Raw genomic sequence first — 23,496 nt, forward strand, 5'->3', positions numbered from 1 at the left:
GGTTGGACGTCGCGCAGTTCTTTCAAGCCGCCTACGGCCGGAACGAGCGGTACTGGTGGACGGTCCCCCAGCGGCACTCGACGGATCCGGAGGATCACCACGCCTCGGTCATCACCCGATCCGTCCTGCGGTACGCGCGGAGCCGGCCGCCGGGCAGGGCTCTCGATCTCGGCAGCGGCGAGGGCGCGGACGCGATCAGGCTCGCCCTGCTCGGCTGGCGGGTCGACGCGGTCGAGATCAGCGGCGCCGGCGCCGAGAAGATCGAGCGCTTCGCCCGTGACGCGGGCGTCGAGGTGACCGTGCACCACGCCGACGCTCGGTCGTACACCGCGCCCGCGCGCTATGACCTCATCGTCTGCAACGGCCTGCTGCACTACCTCCCGGACAAGGAGGAGGTGATCCGGAGCATGCAGGAGATGACTCACCCGGGCGGCGCCAACGCGATCTCGTGCTGGAGCACGTTCACGCCCGTTCCGCGGAGCCACCGGATCGTACCGACGTATCCCGACGGCGAGGACGGCGTCATAACACGGCTCTATCGGGATTGGCGAAGGCCGTTGCACTACTTCGAACGCAATCGGCTCGAGGCCAGTCACGACGATATGGGCGAGCACGTACACAGTCATATAAAGATGCTCGCCATCGCGCCATCCACTGACCGATGAGCCGAGACCCGGGCGGTCCCGTCCGGCCTCTCAGACCGATCGCCGCTCCAGCATCACCAGAGCCTTCTCCAGGAAACTCGTGACCTTCATCCGCGGCATCTCACGACGCAGGCGGTCGATCGTGAAGAAATCGATCCTCTCTATCTCGCGCCGCTCGATCTCGTACGGTCCATCGTGGTACGCGAGGAAGGTCGCGACCATCTCCCGATCCTCCATCGAGAGGTATTTACCGAGGTAGCGCAGGGGCGCCTGGATGCCCAGCTCCTCGCCGAGCTCCCGGCTCGCCGCCTCCTCGTAGGTCTCCCCGCTGTTGACGTGGCCGGCCGCCGCGCCCGACCAGTAGAGCGGATAGGCCTTCTTGCCGGCGGAACGCTGTTGCAGCAGCAACTCGTCCTTGGAGTTGATGATGACGACGAAGGCAACCCGGCTAAGGAGACCTTTCTCCTCGATCTCGCAATTATCGGCTTGACCGATTATCTCGTCATCTTCATTGATCACATCACGCAACACCATGCCCAGCCCATCGCCGCTCAGCCCATGCCGCTAATGATCGCCATCCTAGGTCGGAGGCGTGCGCCTCGAAGGGATTCACCGGATATTCGTCGGACACCCCGACGCCACGGCGCGCCGGCCGACCGGATCCGATTCAGAATCGACCAGACGGCGGCCGGGCATCGGCCCGGGCCGCCGTCTGTCACGAACGCGCGTCAGACCGCGCGGATCCGACCGTCGGTGTCCGACACCGCGATCGGGTGGCCGCCGCGCCGGACGATGAGAACGGATTTACCGCCTTGCCGTCGGACCTGCGTGGTGAGCCCCGTCGTGCCGCCCAGGTGAAGGCAGATCTGGCGGCGAGCGGGAAGCACGCCGTTCTGCGCGCAGGCCACCTTGAGGTGGTACGTGCCCGGGCTCGCGTTGAAGGGGTTGTACAGCGACGGAGCCGGCATCTCCCAGCCGCAGTAGCCGCCGCCGCGCAGGTCGACGACCTGGCCGTTCGGGTTCGGGGTCGCCGTTCCGGAGGCGTTGAACCCGCCGGCGGCGAACGCGTTGTCGACCCGGAACGGCGTGTCCTGCAGGTCGATGTTCCCCACTCCGTCGGGCCGCGAGGTGCATGCCATCGCGACTCCGTACGGCATGCTGGTCACGGTCGCCGAACCGTGCCGCAGCGAGCCGGTGGACGCCGCGAAGGCCAGGTCCCCGATGTCCACGGTCAACGTCTTGGGGTCGACGCGCAGTTTCGTGAACTTCGTCCGGACGCTCGTGCCGGGTGAAGCGCCGCCGGCGGTGTACTGCGAGAAGTTGAGGTCCGGCCCGGTCCTGGCGAGATCGATGTACTCGCTGGGCGTCGTGGCCATGTGGGAGCAGTAGACCGTGAAGAGGTTGCCGTTGTCGTACAGCAGGTAGGTCCCGTCCCCCGCGATCGGAATCGCCCGGTGAACATCCTGGCAACTGCCGAACAGCTGGACGGGAGCGGCGTGAGCCGTCCCGGCGGCTGCCGGGAGGGTGGCGCACAGCGCCGCCAGAAGGGCCGATATCCGAATTGACGATCCAGCCATTTAATCTCCCCTGTTCGCGATGCGATGCCGACTGCGATCAGGAGGTTAACAGCCGAATTAACGTCGGCCGATGGCTGCGTAGAACACGCTAGTTTCGGAGTGTCGGGGCAAAAGTCCAGAAATTAAATCCCCTGCCGGTCATGCCAGATAAAGCCGCTCAACAGCGGCAACCAGGTCAGACCGCGGCTCGCATGTGGTCCCGTGCCCATTCCTCGAAGCCGGTGAGCGGGATGCCGAGGTCCCTCGCGTACTCCGGGCGGGCCGGCTGCCCGACCACGTTCAGCCACTCGTGCGAGGCGCCCATCCCCGGCATTCCGGCGGCGAAGGCCTCCTCCTCGGTCATGTCCGGCGCGGACAGCCGCACGCCCACGGCGCGGGACAGGATCTCGGCGATCTCCGCCATCGACAGGTAGTCGCTCGCCAACTCCAGCTCGACACCGTCGAACCGCTCCGGCTCGGCGATGGCCGCGGCGGCCGCCCTGCCGACGTCGTCCACCGCGGCGAGGGACAGCCGGGTCTCGGGTTTCACGACGCTCACCAGACCACCCTCGATGCCACGCGGAAACAGGAACCTCATGGACGGCAGGAAGTTCTCCATGAAGAAGCCCGGCTTGAGGAGCGTCCAGTGTGCGAAGCCGGCCGCGCGCACCCGGTCCTGAATCGCGCTCTTGGCGCCCAGAGTGGGTTCCATCGAAGCCCAGCGGCCTTCGGCCCAGCCGGGAGCTTCGGTGTGCAGACCGGCGCCGCTGACGGACGTGTGCACGAACTGTGGCACTCCGGCGGCCTTCGCGCCCTCGATGAGGTTGACGCCCTGGGTGACCTCTCCGGCGAAGTCAACGCCTTCCGCGGTCATCTCGGGCATCTGCACGGAGAAGACGGCGCGGACGCCCTCGGCGGCCCGGATCACGGAGTCGCGGTCGCGGAGATCACCGGTGACCAGCTCGGCGCCGAGCGCCTCGACCGCCTTGGCCCGGTCGGTGGCCGGGTCGCGCACCAGGGCGCGTACGGGAACGCCCGCCGCAAGCAGGGCACGGGCGGTGGCCCCACCCTGCCTGCCGGTGGCACCGGTGACCAGGACGGGCGCGGAATCTGTGGACATGCTGCTCCTCGATGCACTCTGACATTAAACGGCGGGGCCCACCGTTTTCTCCGCGATACGATACGGCGGACCCCGCCACTTAACAACTTTGGAGATGACGCCATGCCCGAGCGCCAGCGCGCGGACGCCCGGCGCAACTACGCGCGGATCCTCGCCGTGGCCGAGGACGAGGTCGCCGCCCACGGCGCCGGTGCCTCCCTCGAACAGATCGCCCGCGTCGCGGGGGTCGGCTCGGCGACCGTACGCCGGCACTTCCCCACCCGCCGTGCGCTGTTGGAGGCGGTGTCCCAGAAGCAGATGCGAGCCTTGTGCGCCCGCGCCCAGGACCTGACCGGCGAGAGCGACAGTCGGAGCGCGCTGCTGGAGTGGCTGGGCGACGTCATCGCCTACTCCGTCTCCGCCCGGGGGCTGGCGGCGGCGCTGGCCTACGAGGGGGCCATGCCCGACTCGGTGCACGAGAACAGTTGCTCGGCGATGGTGGAACAGGCAGGGGAACCTCTACTGCGCCGCGCCGTGGAGGACGGGGCGGTGACGACAGACGTCACCGTCGCCGATCTGATCACACTGATCGTCGGCATCGTCCTCGCGACGGAGCACCGCCCGGATCCCGCCGCCGCGGCGAACCGGCTCTTCCGGCTGACCGTGGCAGGACTGAACCCGCAGCACTGACCGACGACACACGACCCGGCAGCGGCGCAAGAGGGCCTACACGGTCAAAGTCCACCTCAGCGGATGGTCGGCGGACGAAGCGCGGCGATCTTCCGCGCGAAGTAGTCGAGCAGTGGCCCGGCAACGGCATGAAGGTCGGCGAGTTACCTGCCGGCCTCCGCGACTCACCGCCAAATCGTCGATGCGACGAGCACCATAAGCCGTTCCCTCCGCGTCGTACCGACCTTGAAGAGGACGCGATCCGAGTTGCGCGGCGCACTACGCCATCTGATGCTCAGCCGTGACATGCACCGGTTCTGGAGGAAGGCTCGCACCGCACGCGGTGCGATCACCGACGTAGACGAGACGGAGGACTTCTTCACCGCAGAGGTGGATAGAGCCTTCAACGAGGCCACACCGCCGCGACCCAGAAGCTTGATTTCGACGCTGACCGAAGCCGCTTGTGAATGGTTTGACGATCCGTATTCGCGTCGCCCCAAAAGGCACTAACCTATCGGTGGTCGAGCAGGTCCCAGGAACGGCTCAGCACCGCTGCAGCCTAGCCGAGTTCGGTGCGACGTGAAGAGGCTATGCCGGCACCGGCTCGCCGGGGTATAGGTCTCGCCAGAGCCTCCGGAGGAACTTCTCGGGACTCCCGTCGTCGTACTGGACCTCATGGCTCAGTTCACTCTGCGGGACATCCTGAGGATGAAGAATGGCTACGCGCAGCTGCTGCTTGAAAGCGTTCATCTCCTCAGTCGTATCGGAGCGCGCCCGTAGTTTCAGATCATCGTACACATCCTCATCTGCCTCAGGGTGGCAGTATGTGGCAGCGATCCGCACGAGCGTCGCGAAGGGCGAATCCGGGTGCTTCCGCCAGAAGGTCTCACTCACGACCAACCCTCCTTTACGTCATGGCCTCGGTGGTTCTACGTACATAGTCGCTATCTCATATCCATCTCTTGCTCGATTGGGTCGGAAGAAGTATTCCACCAGGCCGCCTTCGAAACTGTTAACGGGCACAGATTTCGGCTCAGGGACGCTCGGATTGCCTCCAGCACGCACCGAATGGACCCAATCCGCGCGATTCGCCCGCGCTGCGTCCAGACTGCCCTCAACCGGTTCAATTTGGTAGCCGACGCAGTGCCGATGCCCATCTCGGCCCAGCACATCCGCGATCGGAATGGAGACCTTTTCAGGACATACGCCTGACTCGAACGGTTTATCTAGTGCTTTGCGTACATCCGGGTGTTCGGTACCTTTCACGAAGGCAGTCGCGAAGACGACGGGGTCCTGGATGGCGGTGGCGTTGTTGCCGCATCGATGATCCGCGTTCCCTGGTTTACAGCCGTCGATGCCGGCAGCCCGCTTCTCGGCGTCGAGTTGCGCCGGATCCTCCAATGCCGAGACTCTTCGCTGGAGTCTTTCATCGTTGGCGAAGCCTTCGTGACGCTGAAGCGCATGCCCGCGCCCTTGGTCCATGGCCACTAAGACCCGCTGTACCACGGGATCAGCGTCTTTCGCTGATTCAAGCCACGGCCGGGCGTCCGCGTTCTGGGATAGGTAGGTCTGCGCCTCGGCCACGGAAACAGCAGACAGACCAGCGTCTGCGGGATCGAATTTTCGGAGTAGCTCCCGCGGTGTCTGCCGATCGTCCGCTAATGGCATGTCCAGCCAGATCACCGACGACGGATCGACCGGATCGGCGCGGCTTTCTCCTGGTCCGTCGGAGTTACCTTGGCCATCAGGAGTCACAGCATCTGCCTCGCGGGTCCCGGCCTCCGCGTTAGCAGCGGCGGCCCCGGCCCTGCTCTGCGCCCGGGTCGGGGAATCCTCATCACCCGGCCGGTCGGGCGGCGCAGTCCCACGCTGATCCCGTTGGCCCGCCACCACTTCCAGAGCTTCATCGGGCGTTTCACTCAGGCGATCAGCGGTCACAGCCGGCCTCCCGTCCACCTGCTTCAGATAAGCGAGGGAATCACGTGCGATGGCCTGGTCAGCGCCATCGAGGTCCGTTCGCGAATCTGGTCCGATCCGCCGGATGCCGCACCAGGATCGCGGCTGGTCGGCCGACACCCGATGAGCTGATTCCTGTTCGCCTGGACGGTGGTATCAGGAGCACCACCAATGCGGTCAATGCCCATGGCCCCTCCGCGGGTCGGTCTCATCATTCAAGCTTCGACAGGGAGGTTCCTGCAAGAGCCCGGCCACCGATGGCCACTCATGTTTCCTATCGGGGCGGGTAGCTTATTGCGTCATATCGCATCCAAACGGTCAACGGGCGCTGAAAGACTGCGTGCGACCGTATTACGGCGTGGCTCAAGGGCATGTCATTCGTCGATCACGACGTGGGCCGGCGGGCAGGCCTCCTCGTTCGATCCGCAACCGCCGGGTGGTACCCGATGCTCGTACGTTGCATGCGGTGGCCGATCACCGCTGGGTCAGCGAGTTCAGAAGTCGACGGCCGTGCGGCCACGCGCCCAAGCCGCTTGCGACGCCGCGTTGGACTCTCGTAGCCTGCGGCCAGCGCGCGCATCCGGCGGCTGGGCGAGGATCTCCGCAAGCTGCCGTTCCATCGGTGAACCGACCAGACCCTCGGCGGGCCCCCCTGAGCGAGCATTCTGAGGCCGTACGGGGCGTGGCCTATCTTCACAACGCGGCCGACCTCGACGTGCAGGACCTCTTCACGCTGGCCACCACCGAGCGCACCCGACTCTTCACCAAGACCCGACGCGGCGCCTTCCTCGAGTACCTGCGCGCGCAGTTCGCTCCGGACAGCGGAGCCGGCGCCGCGGACAGGTTCCTCGACGGCGCGATACGTCCGTCGAAGCAACTGCTCAAGCTGGCGGCCGAGGAGATCAAGAACCGGGAGCAGTTCACCCTGCTCGACGAGCAGCGGCTGGCGTACGAGATGGTGCAGCACGCGGTGCGCAAGGCCCGCCGGTCGGACACCAAAGAGGTCGTCATCGTCACCGGCGGGCCGGGCAGCGGCAAGAGCGTCATCGCTCTGTCCCTGCTGGGCGACCTGTCCCGCCAGGGCTATTCGGTCCTGCACGCGACCGGATCCCGGTCGTTCACTCAGACGATGCGCCGGCACGTCGGCAAGGGCTCGTCGCGAGTGAAGAACCTGTTCAAGTACTTCAACAGCTTCATGGACGCGGAGCGGAACAGCCTCGACGTGCTCATCTGCGACGAGGCGCACCGTATCCGCGAAACGTCCGCGAACCGCTTCACGAAGGCGACGCAACGTACGGGCCGACCGCAGGTTGATGAGCTGATCGCCGCCGCACGCGTGCCGGTGTTCCTGCTCGATGAGCATCAAGTGGTGAAGCCGAACGAGATCGGCACCGTCGAAGCGATCAAATCCCATGCGGCCGCGATGGGCATCCAGGTGGAGCACGTCCCACTCGACGGTCAGTTCCGCTGCGGCGGCAGCCGCAGGTACGAGGAGTGGGTGCTCCGCCTGCTCGACCTGCAGGCCGGCGGCCCTGAAGAATGGTCCGGCGACGACCACTTCGACGTGCGGCTCGCCGGCTCGCCGTGGGAGATGGAGAACTTCCTGCGGGACAAGCTCAAGGACGGTTACTCCGCCCGAATCTCCGCCGGATACTGCTGGCCGTGGAGCGATCCCGAACCCGGCGGCCTGGTGAACGACGTCCGTATCGGTGACTGGTCCAGACCGTGGAACGTCAAGGGCGAACGGGCCGTCGGCATGGCACCGCCCAGTGCGCTGTGGGCGACGTTCGACGGGGGCTTCGAGCAGGTCGGCTGTGTGTACACCGCGCAGGGCTTCGAATACGACTGGTCAGGCGTCATCCTCGGTCCCGACATCGTCGCTCGCGACGGTCGGCTCGTCACCGTACGAGAGGCGAACGCCGACCCCGACCTCAAACGACGCGCCGTCACCGACGCGCAGTGTGAGCGGCACATCCGCAACATCTACAAGGTGCTCCTGACGCGCGGCCTGGTCGGCACGATCATCTACTCGGTGGACCCGCAGACCCAAGAGTTCCTCGCCGAGTTGCTCGCAGGAAGCGAGCAAGGACGATCGCATCATCGGCGCACATGAATCGTCGTAATTGTCCGCTTGATTCTCGGGGCAGGGGCGCGAGGCCGTACCGTTCGCTCGGAAAAGCTCTGTCTGAGTGGTCGGTTCGTAGGCTTACATCCACTTCTTGAAGCATGGTTGCCGAGCATTCCGTACGTCGGCGGCCCGGCGGACCGTTGACGTAACCGAAGCCGGCGTCGCCGACCGGCCGTTCGCCGAAGTGATGGACCCGGCAGTGCTCCCGGCCGCTGCGCGTTCCGGTCGACGTTGCGTAGGATCTGCGGCGGTCACCGGAACGCGGGAGATGCGATGGCGATCGAGTGGACCACGTTGGTCGCGACGGGCAGCGGTGCGGTCATCGCCCTCGCCGGCACCCTGCTGAACGACCATTTGCGCGACCGCCGCGAGAGCCGCCGTAGCGGCCGGACCCGAGCGCGTGACCTCTACGTCGAGTTCATCGTCGCGGCCGGCGCTTGCCACACCCGCCTGCGACGGATCGCGCAGGAGCCCGGCGGACGGCCGGACCTGGACGCGGCCACCCGGGAGGCACTGGTCGAGGCCGGGATCCACGAGATCAGGGAACGCCTCTTCATCGACGCCAGCGAGAACGTGGCCGCCGCCGGTCAGGCCCTGTACGAGCGGCTCCGCGACCTACGACGAGCCGTCGCCGAAGGCGCCTCCTGGTCCTCGCGAGATTTCCACGATGTCTACCACCCCTACCTCGACACCGCGTGGGGATATCGGGCGGCCGTGCGCAAGGAACTGGGGTCGGTCCCGTTCGAGCCGTCGGTGTTCGGCTGGGTGACGCTCAACGGCGCCGCGACCTGTCCCGTCTGCGGGAGCAACGCGGTCTGACCGCCCGTCAGTGTCCGGGCGGACACCCGCGTGTCTCCTGAGTCACGGCCTCCATCCGTCTGCGTCCTTCCGTCCCGCGAGTCCATATCCGGACGAGATGAGGGCAAGGTCTCTCGCTGGTCCAGCCTCGAAGACGGTTCACTGCGACGTCGTCGGAGAGCATCCACGTGTTGTGGCGCCCGGACGCCTCGGCCACGACGGTGAGACCCTCGATCCGGCTCGCCGCCGCGACTCCGGCAGCGGAAGGAGCCCAGGGTTCGAGGTTCCCCGGCCAGGGATCCCAGGACGACATCATGTCCGTGAGGGCATGGCTCTCGATCAAATGAGGGACCGACGGGGCGATCTCGATGAAGGGTCCCCCGTCGCTCACGCCGACTCGCCCGTCGGTATGGACGAGGAATCGCACCGGAGTCGATACGCGGACACCGATCCAGTCGAAGTACCAGCCTCGCCGGTCAGCCCAGAGGCCGTCGTTCAGGTCGAAGTCCCACTGTTCGACAGCGCCGTAGCGCCGGCCCTCGATCCTGACGGACCTGCGAACGTCATAGCGGAGTCCGCCGTATCTGGCACGGAACCCCTCCCGCTGGATCACCAGGTCCATCGGTGCCGGGATCATCCGTCCGGACCGGTCGCGCACCTGCCGGAAGTCGGTCGGCATCTGGGCTGCGGGACTCGGCTCACGCCGTCCGGTGCGTGTCAGGAGATCCCGCGCCCGGTCGGAGAATCCGGTGAGGTCGTCGAGAACGTGCACATGAGCTTCCCCATGGAATCGACTTCCCGGGAACGATACCGAACGGGGGTCTCACTGGTAGGGCAGATGCGAAGGAGCGCAGATCACTGGTGGTTGCTGCGGCCTAAGGACAGTGATCGCCAGTGGATCCCAACGACGCCGCCACGTGGTGGAACTCTCGGGACCGCTCGCCTCCCGCACGGGGAGGCGAGCGGTCCCGCGCCGGGCTCAGCTCCCCGCGGTGAAGGTGACTCTGCCGGAGCCGGTCTTGTAGACCGTGCGGCCGGTGGTCTGGCCGACGTGGTCGGCCGCGCCCTTGACCTTGACCTTGCCGGTGGTGGGCAGGTCGATCTCCGCGGTCACGTTGACCGGGACGTCGACGGACACGGTGAGCTTGCCGCCGGACCGGCGCCAGGACACCTGGACGTCGCCGCGCTGGGTCGGGACCGTGCCGGAGGCCGAGGTCAGGCCGGAGGCCGGCGGGCGTACCCGGATGGCCGCCGCGCCGGGCGCGGTGACCGCGACGCCGAGCAGGTCCTGCTGGACGTCGATCACCGGGGAGGCGCCCCAGCCGTGCGACAGGCTGTCGCCGGTCTCCGGGGCCTCCCACGACTCCCACGTGAACGTGCCGCCGGACGCCAGGATCCTGCCGTAGCCGATGCCGTTCGCGTCGGTGAGGCGGGTGACGAGGTCGTCCGGGCGGTCGGCCAGGGCGGCCATCAGCCAGTGGACGGTCATCGGGCTCATCTGCAGGCCGAGGCTCGCCACGTAGTCGCCGACCTTGGCGTCGGACGTGAGGCCGAACGCGACCGCGTAGGCGTTGGCGATCTGGGAGGCGTGCGTGCTCTGCGAGCCGTCGGACTCCAGGCCGTCGATGTAGACGCCGTCCGCGCGGCGCAGCCTGCCGTTGATCGCGGTGGTCAGCGTGGCGGCGTCGCGCTCGTACGCCGACGGGTCCCTGCCGAGCGCCTTCGCCGCGCGGGCGGTGGCGTTCAGGACGTCGACCGCGAGCTCGTTCACCGTCGTCCGGGCCACGGCCGCGGTGTCGTAGCCGTACCGGTTCGGCCAGTCGATGATGCCGTTCAGGTACGCGCCGGAGCCACCCGCCAGCTGGGTGACCAGGCCCGTCGACGGGTCGATGTAGCGGCGGACGTAGTCCGCCACCGCCGTCATGACCGGATAGGACTGGTTGAGCGTGGCGGTGTCGCCGGACTGCAGGTAGTACTCCCACACCCAGCCGGGGAACATCTCGGTGTAGTCCGGGATGTCGCGCTTGCCGTCGCCGTTCGGGTAGACGGCGTTCAGCCGGCCGTCCGGCCAGTAGCGGGTCTGCGAGGCGATGAACTCGCGGATCGCCTGGCGGGTGAGGCGGCGCTCGCCCCAGCCGGACATGGTGGCGAGGGAGACGTCGACCGAGTCGCCGAGGAACTGTCCCTTCTCCCGGGTCGGGGTGTCGAGGAACTGTTCCTGCGAGTCGTACAGCGCCGACCGCTGCATCAGGTCGTACACCGCGTCCACGGCGCTGTTGGAGGTCTTCAACCGCGTCCGGGACGGCACGGCGGTGTGCTGGACGACCGCGCTGATGTCGTCGGCGGGCACGTCGGCGTTGATCTGCAGGTAGCGGAAGCCCTCGTACGTGTAGTAGCGGACCGTCTGGTCGCCGTCCCGCTCGGTGTAGCCGTAGGTCAGGTCGGTGCTCTGGTTGTCGTGCTTGGAGCCCGAGACCGTGCCGTCGCTCGCCAGGAGGTAGCCGGCGGTCATCGTCACCGCCGTGCCCTTGGACCCATTGCGGAGGCGGACGACCGGCACGGCCGGGATGATCTTGCCGAAGTCGGCGACGACCGCGCCGGAGGCCAGCCTGGTCGCCTTCACCGGGTGGACCGTCTCGTGGGCGAGCGCGGACTCCTGGCCCTGGAGGTGGGTGAAGACGCCGGCCGGGTGGGCGCCGACGACCTGCGGCGCGGCCCACGAAGAGTCGTCGAAGCCGGCCTTGTCCCAGCCGAGCGGCTCGATGGTGCCGTCGATGTCCTCGATGTAGTCGCGGCCGTCGCCGTTGCGGTACTTCGTCGTCTTCCAGTTGGCGCGGGCGACCTTCCAGGAGCCGTCGGTGACGATGACCTGCCGCGTGCCGTCGGCGTGGTCGACGACGACGCGCATCAGCAGGCCGGGCTCGCCGGACGGGCGGCCCTGGCCGGGGCCGTACCAGTGGTAGAGCGCGCCGACGGCGGCGGTCTTGCCCGGCTTGAGCAGGCGGGTGATGTCGACCGCCTTGTAGTAGCCCTCGCCCGGGTAGGAGAACGCCGCGCCGCGGTCGACGAGCCTGCCGCCGACGTGCAGGTCGTACTGCTGGCTCGCGGCGACGTAGGCACGGGCGCGGACGATCGGGCTGCGGCCGACCGCGAACTCCTTGCGGGCGTAGGTGTAGTCGTCCTTGTCCGCCGTCGTACGGCGGATCCAGCTCGCCTGCCAGTCGGCGTCCGCGAGGCCGGTGTCGAACGCGGCGGGCTTCGCCCAGGGCGAGGCCGCGCCGGCGCGGTCCCAGGTGCGGACGGTCCAGGTGAAGCTCGTCCCGTGCGGCAGGGTGCTCGGCCCGGCGACGTACGACTCCTGGGAGGAGGCGACCTTGCCGCTGTCCCATACGGTCCGGCCGCCCTGGGCGACCTTGATCTCGTACGCGGTCTGGACCTCGCCGGGGTCGACGTCGCGGGGCAGCCAGCCGAAGGCGGGGCTGCCCTCGACGTTCAGCGGCCGGGTCTGGTCGCCGACGGTCAGGCCCGTCGGGGCCTGGGGTGCGTGGTTCGCGCCGGCCCAGGCCGGTGCGGGCATCAGCGCGGCCACCGCGGCGGCCGCCGCTCCGGCGGCCGTCAGGGCCACCAGGAAACGCCTTCTCATCGTGACTTCCTCCTTGTGAACACACGGCCGGCCGGCCGCTGTGGTCCTGGTGGTGCGCCGCTCCCCGCCCGCGTCCGGGCGGGGAGCGGCGCTCGGGTCACTTCGAGTGGAAGACCCAGACGCCGGAACCGACCCGGCGGACCTCACCGGAGCCGGGGACGTGCACCTCGGCGGTGCTGCCCGGTGGGACGGTCACCGTCAGCCGGATGCCGTCGTCGCCCTTCGTCCACTCCGACCGGGCGTCGCCGTACGGGGTCTGGTAGCGGCCCTCGGCGTGGGTCAGGTCGCCCACGACGGACGGGGCGATGAGCAGCTTGCGGTAGCCGGTCGAGCCGGGCTCCTGCCGGATGCCGGCGAGGTGGCTCGTGAACCACGAGTCGATCGAGCCGAGCATGAAGTGGTCCTGCGACTGGCCGCTGCCGCCGTCCCAGCTCTCGCCGAGCGTGGTGTTGCCGTGCACGACCTGGTAGCCGAGGCTCGGGCTGGTCGTCTGCGTCGCGACCTTGTAGATCACGTCGTCCGGCAGCACGCGGAACACGCTGGGCAGCGAGATCTCACCGAGCTGCAGGTGGTACCCGGCCGCGGTGATGCTCCCGACCAGGTGGTCGAGCAGCCGCTGCCGCTGGTCGGCCGGGACGGCGCCCATGTCGAGGGCGAGCGCCTCGGCGCCCTGGCCGCCGCCCGCGAACGTCCCGGTGTTCGCGTCATAGTACTTGTCGGCCAGGGCCTTGGCGCTGGCGTCCGCCTTGGCCCGGTAGGCCGCCGCGTCATCGGTCCTGCCGAGCGCACCGGCGATCTTGGACATGGTGTCCAGGACCCGCCAGTAGCCGTACGTCCCGGAGACGAACTTCGGGAACGTCCTGTCCGGGGTGTACCAGTCGCCGAGGCTGTAGTCGGTGAGCCCGCCCACCGCGCGGGCCTCCAGGTAGGAGGCGTACTTCCGCATCGCCGAGTAGTACGTGGCCATCGTGTCGGCGTCGCCGTAGGTCTGGTACAGGTCCCACGGCACGACGACGAACGCGCCGCCCCAGTTCGGGTCGTCGCGGTACGCGCCGGCGAGCACCGTGTAGTCCGGCACCGTGGACGGGATCAGGCCGGTGTCGGTCTGGGCCTCGGCCATGTCCCGTACGACCTTGCGGAGCTGCGCGGACAGGTCGTAGTTCGCGGCGAGGGAGCCGAAGACGAGCTGGTCCTGCTCCAGCCAGCCGAGCTTCTCCCGGCTCGGGCAGTCGGTGAGGATGCTCTGCATGTTGTTCTCGATCGCCCGCCGGATCAGCGTGTGGATCCCGTTGATCACGTCGTTGGACGAGGAGAACGACCCCGCCGAGGCGTTGTCGGCGTGCAGCGCCAGGCCGCGGACGGAGACGGTCGCGCCGTCGGGCACGCCGCGCAGCTCGACGTAGCGGAGCGCGTGGTAGGAGAAGTGCGGGTGCCAGGTCTCCGTGCCGTCGGTCCTGGTCGTGTACTCGTCCCAGATCGGGGCGCCGACGTTGCTGGTCGACTGGTTCGCGCGGCCGTTGGTGAGGCTCTCGGACGGGTACATCCGCACGGTCGTCCCGGCGGGCGCCTTGATGGTCAGCTCGGGCCAGCCGGCGATGTTCCGGCCGAGGTCGAAGACCTGGTAGCCGGTGCCGGACCCGACCTTGACGCCCTGGAGGGTCTCCTGGACGCGGACCGGGTCCTGGAGGCGACCGGTGAGGAGGGGGTGGGCCCCCGCAGGGGGGTCGGAGTCAGCACGCGCCCCGCCCGGGCTCGGCACGGCGATCGCCTGGTCCCAGTCCTGCCGCTCGGCGCCGGGGCGCTCCCAGCCGGTCGGCTCGCGGCGGGCGTCGAAGTCCTCGCCGCCGTACCAGTTGGAGAAGGTCGTGCCGCCGAGCGTGGTCCGCCAGTCGGTGCCGCTGACGACGCGGCGCACGCTGCCGTCGGCGAGGGTGACCTCGAGCTGGGCGATCAGCTCCGGGTCGCTCTGCGTCAGAGCGAACTTGCGGTACCGGTCGACGGTGGAGATGACGTTGGCGGTGCCGTTGCCGAGCTTCATGCTGATGGCGTTGCCGCCCTGGCGCAGCAGCTTCGTGACGTCGTACGTCGCGTACGGCACCTGGTCGGTGACGTCGGTGTTGCCCGGTTCGAGGACGGCGTCGCCGACCTGGCGGCCGTTCAGCGCGGCCTCGTAGACGCCCTCTCCGGCGACGTACAGGCGGGCGGAGCGGATGCCGGACGGCAGCGAGAAGTCCTTGGCGAAGATCGGCATCGCCTCGGGGACGGGCGACTGCGGCGGCTCCTGGCCGGTGACGGTCCGCTGCGTCGTGAACGGCCCGTTGGCGTCGTCGCCGGTCGAGACCGAGTAGTCGACGGGCGCGAACGGAACCTTGCCCCCCGCCGCCGGGACGTCGGTGCGCGGGAACAGCAGCACCTGGTCGAACGTCCTGGCCGACTTCAGGTCGACGGTCAACGTGATCGGCTTGGCGGAGACGTCGTCGGAGGTGTACGCCGAGCTGGACCAGCCCGCGAGCTCCTGGTTCGTCGTCTCGGTGCCGTCGGTCAGGTACTTCGGCAGGTACTTGTGGTTGACCTGGTTGCCGTTGTCGTTGCTGGTGACCGTCATGCCGGCGGCCAGGTTGTTCCCGGCCGAGTCGCGGACCTCGAGCTCGGCGAGCTGCAGCCGCCAGGTCTTGTCCGGCAGGTTCTCCACCAGCGGCAGGCCCAGCTTGGTCACGTTCAGCCGGACGTAGCGGGCGGTCGTCTCGGGCAGCTTCACCACGATCGGGGTGGGCTGCTTCTCCTTGAACCGCCAGTCCGGGTGCGTGATCCACTGACCGGACCAGTCCCTGGCCGAGGTCAGGCCGGTCTCGAACCACACCGGGTCGCTCCACGACGACACGCCGCCGTGCGTGATCCACACGCGGACCCGCCAGTACACGCGGGTGCGGCTGCCGAGCGCCTTGCCCGCGTAGTCGACACGCTGGTCCGCCGAGGCGACCCGGCCGGTGTCCCACAGGTCGGGGTGGTTGTACCCGTCCGGGCTGGTCGCGGCCTGGATCTGGTACGCCTGCTGGGTGACGTCCTGGCCGGTGTTGCTCAGCTTCCAGGTCAGCGGCGGGGTGGTGTCCTCGATGCCGAGCTGTTCGGACAGGTCGCCGGCGCGCAGGCCGGTGACGGCGGGGTTGGCGGCCGCGAGGGCGGGCACGGCCGTGGCCGTGCCGCACGCGGCAACGATCGCGGCGACCGCGGAGATCCGCCGCAGGGGGGTGCTGCTCACGAGGTCCTTCCTTGGGCGTGCAGCGCCGCGACGTCGGCGGCGCTGAGGGCGTGGTTGTAGACGCGGAAGTCGTCCACCTGGCCGTGCAGGTACGGGTGGCTGGAGTTCTGCGAACGGCCGAGGTAGTTCAGCTGGGTGGCGCCGAGCAGCAGCGGGCTCATCACGAGCCCGTCGTTGCGGCCGGTCTCCGCGCCGTCGAAGTACAGGACCGCGCTGCCGTCGGCGATGGTGACGGCGACGTGGGTCCAGGTGCCGGCCGGGATCGGGCCGGCGGCGTCGACGTAGTCCTCGGCGGACATCCCGGCGATCTTCATGGCGAAGCGGGCCTTGCCGAGGCCGGTGCGCACGGTGAGGAACAGGTAGGTGTTCTTGTGGAAGCCCAGGTCGAAGACGCGGGCGGAGTTGGCCAGTTCCTCCGGGTTCACCCAGGCTGTGATGGTCAGGGCCTCCAGGCCGCTGATCAGGCCGGGCGGCAGGACGACGTGGCCGCCCTTGCCGTCCAGGGCGACCGCGCCGTCGCCCGTCCACGTCGCGCCGCCGACGAGGGTGGCGTCCGGCCAGGTCTTCGTGGCGTCCTTGGACGTCGTGCCGCTCCCCTCGCCGAAGGGGTACCGCGCGGTCAGGCGGGGCTTGGCCGGACCGGGCGGCACCGCCCAGTACACGGTGTAGCGCTGGTGCTGGATCTCGGAGAACGGGATGAGGGTCACGTCGGAACCGCCCGCTTTCGCGGTGAACGTCAGGTCGTCGCCGCCGGCCCGTACGGACTTCGGGTCGATCACCGGGATCGTCGCCGGCTGCGTGCCGCCGGGGCCGCCGGCGAGCACGACCGGGCCGTAGCTGAGCGCCTGGACCTGCGGGTTGTCCGGGGCCTTGCGCCAGTCCAGACCCATCGGCAGCGTGACCTCGACGGTGTCGCCGTCGCGCCAGCGCCGCTCGATCGTCAGGTACGTCCCGGCGCGGGCCGCGCCCGCGTCCCGGCGGTTGATCCGGACCCGGGCGTGGCGCGTCCAGCCCGGGATGCGGATCTTCATGGTGAACCGGCCCTCGCCGCTGACGGTCAGCCGGATGGTGTCCTCATCCGGGAAGCGGGTCTCCTGGCGGATGCGCACGCCGCGCTCGGCCCAGGACAGCTCGGAGGGGATGAACAGGTTGACGTACAGGGTGCGGCCGGTGCGGAAGTAGATGGAGTCGGCGAACTTCGTGTGCGTCTCCATCCCGGTGCCGTGGTCGCAGGAGAAGTTGGTGTAGTCGCTGCTGTAGCTGCCGGGGTCGGCGCCCAGCCCGCCCTTCACCTGCCGCTGCGTGCCGGGCCACAGGCCGGTGTAGTAGGTGCAGAACCCGTGCGCGGAGTCGGGGTCCTGCTCGCCGAGCATCTGGTTGTACAGGGTCCACTCGTAGTAGTCCATGTACTCCGGGCGCGGGTCGTGGAAGAACAGCAGCCGCGTCAGCTTGAGCATGTTGTAGCTGTTGCAGTTCTCGCAGGTGTTCTCGCCGAGCTGGGAGACGATCTGGTCCGGCGGGCAGAACAGCTCCGCGTTGCTGTTGCCGCCGATCGCGTAGCTGTGGTGCCGGACGACCGTGCGCCAGAAGAAGGTCGCGATGTCGAGGTAGCGGGTGTCGCCCGTGGCCTCGTACTCGCGGACCGCGCCGACGATCTTGGGGATCTGTGTGTTGGCGTGCAGGCCGGCCAGTTGGTCCTGGCCGGCGGCGAGCGGGCCGAACACCGCGTCGTGGTCGAACCGCTGCGCGGTGCGCAGGTGCGCCGGGTCGCGGGTCAGCAGGTACAGCTCGGCCAGCACGTCGTTCATGCCGCCGAACTCCACGCTCAGCACGGTCTGCATCTGGTCGTGCGTGAGCTTGGAGGTCCGGGCGTCCGCCCAGGCGGCCATGGCCTTGAGCACGTCCAGGGCCTGCGCGTTGCCGCTCAGCCGGTACTGGTCGAGCAGCCCCGCCATGATCTTGTGCAGGGTGTAGTACGGCGCCCAGGGTTTGCCACCGGCCTCGAGCTGGTCGAAAACCTTTTCCTCGAAGGCGGACAGGTATCCGGTCGTGTAGCCCGCTCCCGGCGCCGCCGCCTGGCACTTGGCCAGCTCGCCGACGAGGTGGCGGCCCTTGGCGGCGTACGCGTCGTCGCCGGTGTTCGCGTGCGCCTGGGCGAGCGCGGACAGCAGGTGCCCGGTGGAGTGACCCCGTAGCTGGACGTCCGGCGCCTCCCAGCCGCCGCACGGCTCGGCCGTCGACGGCAGCCCGACGTTGACCCGGAACATGTGCAGCAGCCGGTCCGTGTCGACGAACTTCAGGTACGCGCAGGTCCGGTCCATGTTGTCGTGGAACCGGCTCGCCAGCAGCGCGACCCCGCTCAGCGGGAACGGCGCGACGGCCGGGGCCGCCGACGCCACGGCGGCGGCCGACGCCGTACGGGCCGGCGCGGCCAGGCCGACGGCCGCGACCGCGCCGCCCGCGACGCCGAGGAACCCGCGCCGCGAGAACGGCGCGCGCATTCCCTTGGGCGCGCTCGCGCCCGTACGTTCAGGCACGCCCGTACCTTCGGGTGTGCTCACTTGCCCCCCAGCGCCTTGGTCTCGATCGTGTAGTTGCCGGCGGTCAGGCCCTCGAGGTAGATGAAGTCGCCGTCGACGTGCGCGCCGTAGCCCTTGGCGCGGGTGCCGTTCCAGGCGAGCTTCCCGTTGACGCGGACCTGGATCCTCTTGCCGAGGGTCGGGACGCCGACGCGGCCGGTCGTGCCCTTCGGCGCGGCGACGTGCGCGCTGAACGCGCCGTCGTCGATGCGCCAGGAGGCGTCCACGGGCCCGTACTCGGTGGTGACCCGGCCCTGGGCGAACGTCAGGTCGGCCACGTGCGGGACGAAGTGGAACGTACGCCCGCCGGGCGTGTCGGGGGCGACACCGAGGACGTAGGAGCTGAGCGCCGGGGTCGGGCCGGTCGCCCAGCCGTGCGCGAGGCTGACGTAGTTGCTGCAGAACAGGCAGGACTCGCCCGCCCGGTAGGACTCCCAGAAGGTGCTCTGGGTGCCGTGCGGGTTGTCCAGCATGTAGCCCCACTCGCGGCGGATCAGGTCCACGCCGGCCTGGTCCGCGGCCTGGCCGCCCGCCGCGAAGTGCGCGTTGACCTCGAGCGAGCCGGAGAAGACGCCGGGGTTGCCCTTGTTCTCCGGCGCGGTGGAGCCGACGTCGTTCCAGTTCCCGGTGAGCTGCGCGCTGATCCGCCGGGCCTGGTCCGCGTCCGCGAGGCCGTACCAGACCGCGATGGAGTTGCCGTCCTGCGGGTAGATCGTCTGGGTCGGGTAGTACTTGTACGCCCCGACGCTGTCGTCCCAGAAGTACTTGTTGATGGCGGTACGCAGCGCCGCCGCCTTGCTCGCGTACGACGCGGCGAGCGCCGCGTCGCCGCGCGCGGCGGCCAGCTCCGATCCGGTGTTGAGCACCCGCCACAGCAGGGCGTTGGCGGTGAAGTTCTCGCCCTTGGTGAGGATGCGCACCGAGTCGCCGGTGCCGGTGATGGACAGCAGGCCGTTCGCGTCCAGCTTGGCGAGGCTGTAGTCGACGCCGAGCCTGTAGGCGTCCCAGACGCTCGCCAGCCACGCCGAGTCGCCGGTGTAGCGGTAGTAGTCGTAGCTCGCCGACAGCGTCCACAGGTGGTAGGTGTCGGAGCCGTACTTGTTCATCATCGGCCCGGAGTACGGCAGCTCACCGGTGGTCTTCTGGTGCTGGAAGATCGTGGTGAGCGCGTTGCGCGCCGAGACGGTGTCGTTGAAGGCGGCGTACGCCGTCGGGATCTCGATGCCGAGGTCGCCCGGCCAGACGGTGCGGTCGCGCTTGGCCCCGTCGACGAGGATGGTGTCGCCCACGCCGACGTCGCCGGTGTTGTCCCACAGCGCGGCCGGCGGCTCCCAGGTGCGGCCGGTCTTCGGGTCGATCGTGTTGAGCTGGACGGTGTAGGCGCCCGCGTACCAGATGCGGTTGAGCAGCGGGTCGCTGGAGTAGAAGTAGTTCGCGTACTCCGCGGGGTTCTCCATCGCCGGCGCGGCCGTGAAGTGCACGGACACGTCGTCGAGGTCGACGCCGCCCGCGGAGGACACGAACAGCGTCAGGTAGCGGAAGCCGCCGCGCTGGTACTGGGCGGGCGTGGTGTAGGTGGTCGGGCCGTTCACGTCGGCGTACAGCACGCCGTCGGTCTTGCGCGGCCCGCCGGTGGAGGCGTCGGAGTCGGTGCCGACGTAGTCGGAGGACTCGCTGAACGCCAGGCCGACCTGCTGCGCGCCGTCGGAGCCGGCGAAGTGCAGCGTGACCGGTCCGCCGACGTCCTTGCCGAAGTCCAGCGTGACGTAGGAGCCGTTGCCGGTGATCCGGGTCGTCTTACCGCTCAGGACGGCGGACGGGTTCGTCACGGTGCCGTTGGTGTTGTAGATCGCCGCGGGCCGTACGGTCCGGGTCTTGGGCGAGAGGTTGTAGGCGTCCCACGGGTGGGCCGCGACCGCCTTGGCGGCGGTGGTCCCGGCAAGGGCCGGCGGGACGGTCAGGGCCGGCGCGGCCAGGGCTGCCAGTCCGGCGGCGGTGAGAGCGAGACGGTGACGTCGCTTCCAGGGGCTCATGCGACCTCGAATTTCGTGCTGGTGCGGAGAGGTGAATCGGAGAGGTGGGAGCCGGGCCGGTCGCGGGGAGACGGAGGACCCCCGCGACCGGCCCGGGGTCGGGGTGGGATTAGGCGATCACGGCCTGCGCGTACGGGACCAGGCTGACCGGACCGATGAGCCCGTACGCCTGGCGGGACGCGACGCCGTAGACGGACGGGTCGGACACCCGCAGCCGGTTGTTCAGGGTCGTCGCGACCTCCACCGTGATGGTGTTCGCGCCGGCCCGCAGGTACGGGCCGACGTCGACGACCGGGTTGATCTGGTCGACGGGCGGCACCTGCCTGCCGTTGACCGTGACCCGGCAGGTGTCGAAGACCTGGCCCAGTCGCAGGTACGCGCCGTACGCGCTGGTCCAGGGCCGGGGCAGGTCGACGGTCGTGGTGTAGCGGCCGATGCCCGAGACGTCCGCCAGTTCGGGGATGTTCGGCCACGGCTGCAGCGAGTCCAGGGTCAGCCGGTGGACGACCGTCTTGGTCTCGGTCGCGGACGCGCCGGGCTGCAGGTCCTCGACCTCCAGTCGCCAGCTCGTCGGCGTGATCGGCGCGGGGACGTCCGGGATCTCCGTCCGTACCGTGCGGCCCGTGGACAGGGTGGTCGCATAGGTGCCGGCCGCGGTCGCGCGGGCCATGAGCCTGCCGTCGGCGAACACGACCTCGGGGGCCTCGGTGCCGGTGGCGTGGGCCCGCCCGGGCGCGTCGCCGAGGCTTCCGGGGCCCGCCAGCGCGACGATCAGCACCTCGCCGGGCTGCAGGGTGACCCGCATCGTGACCTTGTCGCCGTCCTCGGTGTAGAGGGCGACCCGCCGTACCTCCCCGGACCAGGGGTCGAGGAGGTAGGGCACCGCGTTCTTGTGGTTGCGGGTGAAGGACACCTGGTGGTCGATCGCGGCGACCGGCGGCTTGACCGTCTCGGCGTGCTTGCCGTTGCAGAGGTAGTAGTAGTCGATGTCGCCCTTGTCGTCGTACCGGTGGAAGTTGAGCAGCGTCGAGCTCTGCGCGTAGGTCACGTCGGGCGTGACGCCGAGGTCGGCGAGCGCCGTGGGGACGTCGGTCGTGGTGGCGACGACCTTGACCTTCGGCTGTTTGAGCAGGTCGGTCACGACCGACCGCAGCCTGGCGTTCTCGGCGTCGGACCCCAGGCCCGGCACCACGGGTGCGGACCAGTCGCCGAGCAGCACGATCGGCAGGCCCGCCCTGGTGAACTTCAGCAGCTTCTCGGCGACGCCGAGCTGCAGCGTGGAGTCCATGTTGTAGAAGTGGTCGCCCTCGACGAACACGGCCTTGTACCGCGGGCCGTCGGGGGCGAGCCGGCCGCCGCGGACGCCGGCGTTCGGCAGGTCCAGCAGTGGCGCGCTGATGAACTGGTGGTTCCAGCCCAGCGTGATGCCGGTCGCGGTGAACCAGGACACGCCGATGCCGGTCTTGGAGTAGCCGGTCTGCCGGAAGACCGCGACGTCGACGCGCGGCGTGCCGGTCTGCAGCACCTGGTGGACGCGGCTCAGGTATCCGGAGATGTCCTTGATGTGCCGCCAGGTGGGCTGGCGCGGTCCCCACGACTCGGCGTAGCCGATGCTCCCGCTGTACGGGGTGAAGGCGGCGTAGCCGGGCCACTTCACACCCGGCGCGGTGGCGTAGGAGAAGCCGTGGATGACGCTGCGGTTCAGCCCGGCCGCGTACGCGCCGCCGACGGTGAGCAGGAACTTCTTCCACGTCGTGTTGTACGCGCCGCCGGTGTAGGCGCCCATCTCGCCGGACAGGACCTTCCGGCCGGCCATGTCACGGCCGCCCGCCAGGCTCCGCCAGTCGTCGAGGTTGTGGAACCCGATCGACTCGCCCTCCGGCACGTCGAGGATGGCGGCCGAGGCGATCGCGTCGGTCTGCAGCCCGTACGGCTGGCAGCGGAACTCCAGGCCGACCGAGTGCGCCCAGTCCCGCAGCGCGGTGATGTGGTTCTCGTTGAACAGCTGGGAGATGACGTCCCAGTAGTCGTAGCGGATGCGCCGGGTCGCCGCGGCCTCGTAGGCGTAGAGCTGGTTGCCGTTGTCCTGCGTGATGGCGGGCAGGTACGGCAGCACCGAGTAGCCCTTGCGCTTCTGGAACTCCTTGGGCAGGTCCGGGGTCCACATCAGCGCCTTGGTCTCGATCTCGATCGAGTCCTCGAAGAGCGTGGCGCCCGCCTTCTTGATCAGCTTGCGCACCGACTTGGTGAGGATGTGCTCCTCCCAGTAGGCGGTCACGGCCTTGGTGCCGGCGGCGCTGAAGTGGTCGACGACGTAGGCCGCCGGGGCGGTGTGCGGGCCGGACTCGGGCGTCTGCGCCGAGCCGCGCTCCCAGTGACTGATGATCACCCAGGAGCCGTCGGACGGCGCGGTCCAGGAGAGCCGCCCGTCCGCGACCTTCCCGGTGAGGTCCTGGACCGAGGCGAGGTCCAGGCCGGTCTCCTTGCGCGTGGAGTTGGCCGTGTTCACCCGCGCGGCCTGCACGAGGAAGAGCTTCTGGACCTTCGCCGCGGACGCGGCCGCGCGCGCGGGCGCCGGCACCGGTCCGTCGTAGGTCGCGCCGGCCGCGACGGTCGCCGAGCCGTAGGCCAGCTCCTTGACCGCCGCGGTGTCGTCCGGCGTGATCGTCGGCACCGCGGCGGGCCAGGACGGGCCGATCGTGAGGTCGATCGTCACGCCGCGCCGCTGCGCCTGGTCGAGCGCCGCCTCGACGGCGGCCACCCACGCCGGGGTGCCCCAGCCGTGCCCGGCCGGGTCGAGCACGGACTTGTCGGAGATGCTGTGGTGGACGGCGGCGATCTCCGCGCCGCCGAAACCGGCGTCGGCGATCTGGTCGACCTCGCGGCGGATCTCGTCGGGGTCGACGTTGCCGTCCGGCCACCACCAGCGGAACTTCGGCGCGACGGACACGTCGGGCCGGGCGAACGAACCGGCCGTTCCGGAGCCCGCGGCGCGGGCGGCGGCCTCGCCGAGGGGCGAACCCCAGGCGAGGGCCGCGCCCGCGGCGACGGTGCCGGCCGTCAGGAGGAAGCCGCGGCGGCTGAACCCGTCGGCCGGCGTTTCTTTCTTCATTCGGTGAATCCTTTGGTGAA

At 69.3% G+C, this 23,496-nt stretch carries 14 protein-coding genes; 4 read left to right on the forward strand and 10 right to left on the reverse strand.

Annotated elements, in window-relative coordinates:
• Positions 1 to 2: 2 nt before the first annotated feature.
• A complete protein-coding gene (locus AB0K82_RS33090; protein WP_364404624.1) occupies positions 3 to 665 on the forward strand; it encodes a class I SAM-dependent methyltransferase in 663 nt (220 codons plus the stop codon).
• A gap of 30 nt (positions 666 to 695) precedes the next feature.
• Here the strand turns inward: AB0K82_RS33090 and AB0K82_RS33095 are convergent, their stop codons facing one another.
• The 3 genes from AB0K82_RS33095 to AB0K82_RS33105 all read right to left on the reverse strand — a co-directional run bounded on the left by AB0K82_RS33095 (position 696) and on the right by AB0K82_RS33105 (position 3,320).
• Positions 696 to 1,178, reverse strand: coding sequence for an NUDIX domain-containing protein (locus AB0K82_RS33095; protein WP_364404626.1), 483 nt, complete (start codon positions 1,176 to 1,178; stop codon positions 696 to 698).
• Between the two features lie 194 nt (positions 1,179 to 1,372).
• Positions 1,373 to 2,221: a GON domain-containing protein gene (locus AB0K82_RS33100; protein ID WP_364404628.1), complete on the reverse strand. Its 849-nt coding sequence runs from the start codon at positions 2,219 to 2,221 to the stop codon at positions 1,373 to 1,375.
• 175 nt (positions 2,222 to 2,396) lie between these two features.
• Positions 2,397 to 3,320, reverse strand: a complete 924-nt coding sequence (locus AB0K82_RS33105; protein WP_364404630.1) for an NmrA family NAD(P)-binding protein — start codon at positions 3,318 to 3,320, stop codon at positions 2,397 to 2,399.
• 102 nt (positions 3,321 to 3,422) lie between these two features.
• Here AB0K82_RS33105 and AB0K82_RS33110 point away from each other — a divergent pair, with 102 nt between their 5' ends.
• Positions 3,423 to 3,989, forward strand: coding sequence for a TetR/AcrR family transcriptional regulator (locus AB0K82_RS33110; protein ID WP_364404631.1), 567 nt, complete (start codon positions 3,423 to 3,425; stop codon positions 3,987 to 3,989).
• A 567-nt stretch (positions 3,990 to 4,556) separates the two neighbouring features.
• Here the strand turns inward: AB0K82_RS33110 and AB0K82_RS33115 are convergent.
• Positions 4,557 to 4,862, reverse strand: coding sequence for a hypothetical protein (locus tag AB0K82_RS33115; RefSeq protein WP_364404633.1), 306 nt, complete (start codon positions 4,860 to 4,862; stop codon positions 4,557 to 4,559).
• 18 nt (positions 4,863 to 4,880) lie between these two features.
• Positions 4,881 to 5,906: a hypothetical protein gene (locus AB0K82_RS33120; RefSeq protein ID WP_364404635.1), complete on the reverse strand. Its 1,026-nt coding sequence runs from the start codon at positions 5,904 to 5,906 to the stop codon at positions 4,881 to 4,883.
• Between the two features lie 700 nt (positions 5,907 to 6,606).
• Between AB0K82_RS33120 and AB0K82_RS33125 the strand changes: the two genes are divergently transcribed.
• Together AB0K82_RS33125 and AB0K82_RS33130 are read left to right on the forward strand one after the other, a co-directional pair.
• Positions 6,607 to 8,037: a DUF2075 domain-containing protein gene (locus AB0K82_RS33125; RefSeq protein WP_364404636.1), complete on the forward strand. Its 1,431-nt coding sequence runs from the start codon at positions 6,607 to 6,609 to the stop codon at positions 8,035 to 8,037.
• A gap of 288 nt (positions 8,038 to 8,325) precedes the next feature.
• Positions 8,326 to 8,871: a hypothetical protein gene (locus tag AB0K82_RS33130; protein ID WP_364404638.1), complete on the forward strand. Its 546-nt coding sequence runs from the start codon at positions 8,326 to 8,328 to the stop codon at positions 8,869 to 8,871.
• A gap of 958 nt (positions 8,872 to 9,829) precedes the next feature.
• Here the strand turns inward: AB0K82_RS33130 and AB0K82_RS33135 are convergent.
• From AB0K82_RS33135 to AB0K82_RS33155, 5 genes are all read right to left on the reverse strand, one after another.
• Entirely contained in the window at positions 9,830 to 12,493 is a 2,664-nt protein-coding gene (locus tag AB0K82_RS33135; RefSeq protein ID WP_364404640.1) for a family 78 glycoside hydrolase catalytic domain, read from the reverse strand.
• 97 nt (positions 12,494 to 12,590) lie between these two features.
• A complete protein-coding gene (locus AB0K82_RS33140) occupies positions 12,591 to 15,752 on the reverse strand; it encodes a family 78 glycoside hydrolase catalytic domain (protein WP_364404642.1) in 3,162 nt (1,053 codons plus the stop codon).
• On the reverse strand, positions 15,749 to 18,289 hold the full coding sequence (locus AB0K82_RS33145) for a beta-L-arabinofuranosidase domain-containing protein (RefSeq protein ID WP_364404643.1): 2,541 nt from the start codon (positions 18,287 to 18,289) through the stop codon (positions 15,749 to 15,751). The genes AB0K82_RS33140 and AB0K82_RS33145 overlap by 4 nt, the downstream gene beginning before the upstream one ends.
• A 20-nt stretch (positions 18,290 to 18,309) precedes the next feature.
• Positions 18,310 to 20,364, reverse strand: a complete 2,055-nt coding sequence (locus tag AB0K82_RS33150) for an alpha-L-rhamnosidase C-terminal domain-containing protein (protein ID WP_364404645.1) — start codon at positions 20,362 to 20,364, stop codon at positions 18,310 to 18,312.
• A 109-nt stretch (positions 20,365 to 20,473) separates the two neighbouring features.
• Positions 20,474 to 23,476 (reverse strand): glycosyl hydrolase, encoded by a 3,003-nt coding sequence (locus AB0K82_RS33155; RefSeq protein WP_364404646.1) that lies wholly within the window; start codon positions 23,474 to 23,476, stop codon positions 20,474 to 20,476.
• Between the last annotated feature and the right edge of the window lie 20 nt (positions 23,477 to 23,496).

This window comes from Actinoallomurus sp. NPDC052274 (genome assembly GCF_040679475.1).
GTDB classification, from domain to species: domain Bacteria; phylum Actinomycetota; class Actinomycetes; order Streptosporangiales; family Streptosporangiaceae; genus Actinoallomurus; species Actinoallomurus liliacearum.

Excerpts from the sequence above, each read along its gene's own strand:
- AB0K82_RS33130 (WP_364404638.1), top strand. The coding sequence starts at position 8,326 with ATGGCGATCGAGTGGACCACGTTGGTCGCGACGGGCAGCGGTGCGGTC.
- AB0K82_RS33155 (WP_364404646.1), bottom strand. The coding sequence starts at position 23,476 with ATGAAGAAAGAAACGCCGGCCGACGGGTTCAGCCGCCGCGGCTTCCTC.
- AB0K82_RS33135 (WP_364404640.1), bottom strand. The coding sequence starts at position 12,493 with ATGAGAAGGCGTTTCCTGGTGGCCCTGACGGCCGCCGGAGCGGCGGCC.
- AB0K82_RS33100 (WP_364404628.1), bottom strand. The coding sequence starts at position 2,221 with ATGGCTGGATCGTCAATTCGGATATCGGCCCTTCTGGCGGCGCTGTGC.
- AB0K82_RS33110 (WP_364404631.1), top strand. The coding sequence starts at position 3,423 with ATGCCCGAGCGCCAGCGCGCGGACGCCCGGCGCAACTACGCGCGGATC.
- AB0K82_RS33095 (WP_364404626.1), bottom strand. The coding sequence starts at position 1,178 with ATGGTGTTGCGTGATGTGATCAATGAAGATGACGAGATAATCGGTCAA.
- AB0K82_RS33105 (WP_364404630.1), bottom strand. The coding sequence starts at position 3,320 with ATGTCCACAGATTCCGCGCCCGTCCTGGTCACCGGTGCCACCGGCAGG.
- AB0K82_RS33150 (WP_364404645.1), bottom strand. The coding sequence starts at position 20,364 with ATGAGCCCCTGGAAGCGACGTCACCGTCTCGCTCTCACCGCCGCCGGA.